The sequence below is a fragment of the Rhodoblastus sp. genome (assembly GCF_041915505.1).
Lineage (GTDB): Bacteria > Pseudomonadota > Alphaproteobacteria > Rhizobiales > Beijerinckiaceae > Rhodoblastus.
The window spans coordinates 1-4,098 of the sequence record NZ_JAYSBG010000317.1; the positions used below are offsets into that span (position 1 = coordinate 1).

Consider the following 4,098-nt stretch of genomic DNA (forward strand, 5'->3'; position numbering starts at 1 on the left):
GGTTCATGGGCTTAGTACGTTTCGCCTTGCGCTTTCCGCATACATTCTACGTGTTCGCGGCGCTGATTCTGTTTCTCGGCGGCATCGCGATCAAGACCATGCCGGCCGATATCTTCCCGGAAATCCGCATCCCCGTCGTGACGGTGATCTGGCAATATACCGGACTCAGCACGCCTGAAGTCGAACAGCGCATCAGCACCTACAGCCAGTACGCCATCAGCTCCAACGTCAACGGCATCAAGAGCATGGAGGCGCAGAGCCTCAACGGGCTCTCGGTCCAGAAAATCTACTTCCAGCCCGACGTCAACATCGACCTCGCCATTTCGCAGATCATCGCCGCGACCAATTTCATCCGCGTCGTGATGCCGCCCGGCATCCAGTCGCCGGTGGTCGTGCAGTTCAACGCCTCCAGCGTGCCGGTGCTCCAGCTCAGTCTCAGCTCGGACACGATGAGCGAGCAGCAGCTTTATGACTACGGCATCTATCGCGTGCGCCAGGGCCTCGCGCCAGTGCCCGGCGTCACGCTGCCGACGCCCTCCGGCGGCAAATACCGCCAGATCATGGTCGACATCGATCCGGAAAAGCTGTCCGCGCGCGGCCTGACGCCGATGGATGTCGTCACCGCCGTCAACGCCCAGAACCTGACGCTTCCATCGGGCACCGCAAAACTCGGCGACACGCAATATGTGGTGCGCAGCAACGCCATGCCGGGCAGCATCGCCGAGTTGAACGACATTCCGATCAAGAGCGTCAACGGCGCCATGGTCTTCATGCGCGATGTCGGCCAGGTCCACGATGGCTGGCTGGTGCAGCAGAACGTGGTGCGCGAGGACGGCAAGCGCTCCGTCCTGCTCTCCATCATCAAGAACGGCAACGCCTCGACGCTGGCGGTGGTGAACGGCGTGCGCGAGGCGCTCAAGACCTTGCGCGCCGCCGCCCCGCCCGGCCTCAAGATCGGCGAATTGCTCGACCAGTCGGTCTATGTGCGCGACGCGGTCGAGGGCGTGGTGCGCGAAGGCCTGATCGCCGGCGCGCTCACCGCGCTGATGATCCTTTTGTTCTTGCGCTCGTGGCGCTCGACTCTGGTCGTGATGGTCTCGATCCCGCTGTCGATCCTGTCCTCGCTGGTGGTGCTTTCGGCGCTCGGCCATACGCTCAACACCATGACGCTGGGCGGCCTCGCGCTCGCGGTCGGCATTCTGGTCGACGATTCCACCGTCACCATCGAGAACACCCATCGCCTGCTGACCGAGGAGAAACGACCGCTGCCCTATGCCACGCTGCATGGCGCGGCGGGCATCGCCGTGCCGACTTTGGTGTCGACCATCGCGATCTGCTGCGTGTTCACCTCGGTGGTGTTTCTCGACGGCCCGGCCAAATATCTGTTCACGCCGCTCGGCCTCGCGGTGGTGTTCGCCATGCTGGCGTCCTACGCTTTGTCGCGCACGCTGACGCCGATCATGATCGGCCTGCTGCTGCGTCATGAGAAGCACGATCATGACGGCGAGGCGCCGAAGGGCTTCTTCGGCCGCATCAGCCACGCCTTCGAGACCGGCTTCGAGACGATGCGCGCCAATTATGTCGAGCTGCTGCAATCGCTGCTCGCTCACAAGGTCGTCATCCCCGTCGTCATTGTCGCCATTCTCGGCCTCTCCGGCGTGATGTTCACTTTGGTCGGACGCGATTTCTTCCCGATTATCGACAGCGGCCAGATTCAGCTTCACGTCCGCGCGCCCGCCGCAACCCGCATCGAGGCGACCGAAGCCTTGTTCCAGCAGGTCGAGGACAAGATCCGCGAGATCATTCCGGATCGCGACCGCGAGCGCATCGTCGACAATATCGGCCTGCCGGCGCGCTCCTATAATCTCGCCTTCACCGACGGTTCGACCATCGGCGTCAACGACGGCGTCATCATCATCGCGCTGAAGGAAGGCCACGCCCCCACTCAGGCTTATATCGACAAGTTGCGCCTCGCCTTGCACAAGGATTTCCCGCAGGCTTTGTTCTATTTGCAGCCGGCCGACATGGTGACGCAAATCCTGAATTTCGGCCTGCCGGCGCAGATCGACATCCGCACGGTCGGCTATGACCGCGCCAATAATCTCGCCGTCGTGAAGGAGATTCGCGACCGCCTCGCCGCCACGCCCGGCTTCGCCGACGTCCATCTGCAGCAGGAAACCGACGCCCCCGCCCTGCTCGCCTCGATCGACCGCGCCCGCGCGCAGCAACTCGGGCTGAACGCCAGCGCCGTCGCCAATAATCTCAATATCGCGCTGAGTTCGTCGGAACAGGTCTCGCCCAATTTCTGGACCGACCCAACCTCGGGCATCCCCTATTTCTTCGCGGTACAGGCCCCGGAGCGCAAGATCGCCTCGCTCGACGATCTCAAGAACATTCCGGTTTCGGCCTCGCTGAACGCCAATGGCGCGAATGGCGCGCCGGTGCCGGGGCTGCTGTCCAATGTCGCCACGCTGGCGCGCAGCGCCATCGCGACCAATTCCAACCAGAGCAACATCCAGCCGGTCTATGAAGTCTACGCCAGCCTGCAGGGCGTCGATCTCGGGACCGCCTCGCGCGAGATCGACAAGGTGGTGGCGGAGCTTTCGCCCAAGCTGAAGCCGGGCAACCGGATCGAAGTGGTGGGCCAGATCCAGTCGATGCGGGATTCCTTCCGCAATCTCGGAATCGGTCTGCTTTTCGCCGCCGTGCTGGTCTATTTCCTGATGGTGGTGAATTATCAGAACTTCGGCGATCCGCTGGTGGTGATCCTCGCTCTGCCGGCGACTTTCTGCGGCATTCTGACCATGCTGTTCGTGACCGGCTCCACGCTCAACGTGCCCTCGCTGATGGGCGCGATCATGGCGGTCGGCGTGGCTTCGGCCAATTCGATCCTGCTGGTCACTTTCGCCCGCGAGCGCCAGCTCGAAGGCGCCTCGTCCTTCGAGGCGGCGATCGAGGCCGGCCACACCCGTATCCGTCCGGTGCTGATGACGGCGGCGGCGATGATCGTCGGCATGGTGCCCATGGCCATCGGCGGCCCGGGCGAGGAACAGAACGCCGTGCTCGCCCGCGCGGTGATCGGCGGGCTGCTGTTCGCCACGCCGACCACCCTGCTTATCGTGCCTTATCTTTTCGCGGTCATGCGGCGCGGCAATGACGGCAAGCCCGCACATGGCGTCTTCCCGGAGGCGGAACTCGTATGAACGAAGTCTGGACAAATCCGCCGCAGGACGGCGCGCCCCCCTCTCAGGGCGGGCATGAGAAACATGGCGAACTCGGCTGCACCTGGCGTCCGCCCGAGCCGGACCAGATCGACCCGAAAGAGGCCAGGACCCATGCCGGCCAGCGCCGCAGTTTCGGCCTCACGGTCGGGGCGGTCCTGATCGCCGGCCTCGCCTGGGGCCTGTACCAGAGCCGCGCGGCGCGGTCCGCGGCCGAAGCCGCCAACGAGCAATTCCGCAATGTGACGCCGATCGTGCGCGTGGCGACGGTGACGCCGGGCGCGCCGGTGATCCCGATCAAGCTGCCGGGCACGACGCTCGCCTATGAGGCGGCGGATATTCTGGCCCGCGCCAATGGCTATGTCGAAAAGCGCAATGTCGATATCGGCGACCATGTCAAAACCGGCCAGGTGCTGGCGGTGCTGACCGCGCCGGAGCTCGACCATCAGATCGCGCAGGCTGAATCCGCCATCGCGCAAGCCAAGGCCACGGTGCGGCAGAACGACGCCAACGCCAAACTGGCGGCGGCGACCAATTCGCGCAGCGCGACGCTGGTCAAACAGGGCTGGGTGACGGCCCAGCAGGGCGATATCGACCGCCTGACCGAGGACGCCCAGAAGGCGGCGCTCGGGGCCGCCCAGGCCAATGACGAGGCGCTGAACAATGCGCTGCGCGTGCTGAAACAGCAGCGCGACTATCTGACCGTAGTCGCGCCGTTCGACGGCGTCATCACCCAGCGCGGCATTGATATCGGCTCGCTGGTGCAGGGCGGCTCGACCTTCATGTTCAACCTGCAGCAGACGGACACGATCCGCGTGCAGGTTTATGTGCCGCAGGATCAGGCCTTCGGGCTGGCGCCGGGCGTCGAGGTCGCCGT

General features: G+C 64.4%; 2 protein-coding genes. Both read left to right on the forward strand.

Annotation, left to right across the window (positions count from 1 at the left end):
• The first annotated feature begins 5 nt into the window (after positions 1–5).
• On the forward strand, positions 6–3,203 hold the full coding sequence (locus tag ACE3S9_RS16025) for an efflux RND transporter permease subunit (RefSeq protein ID WP_374547480.1): 3,198 nt from the start codon (positions 6–8) through the stop codon (positions 3,201–3,203).
• Positions 3,200–4,098: efflux RND transporter periplasmic adaptor subunit (locus ACE3S9_RS16030; RefSeq protein ID WP_374547479.1), on the forward strand; the 899-nt coding region annotated here is incomplete at its 3' end. The genes ACE3S9_RS16025 and ACE3S9_RS16030, both read left to right, overlap by 4 nt.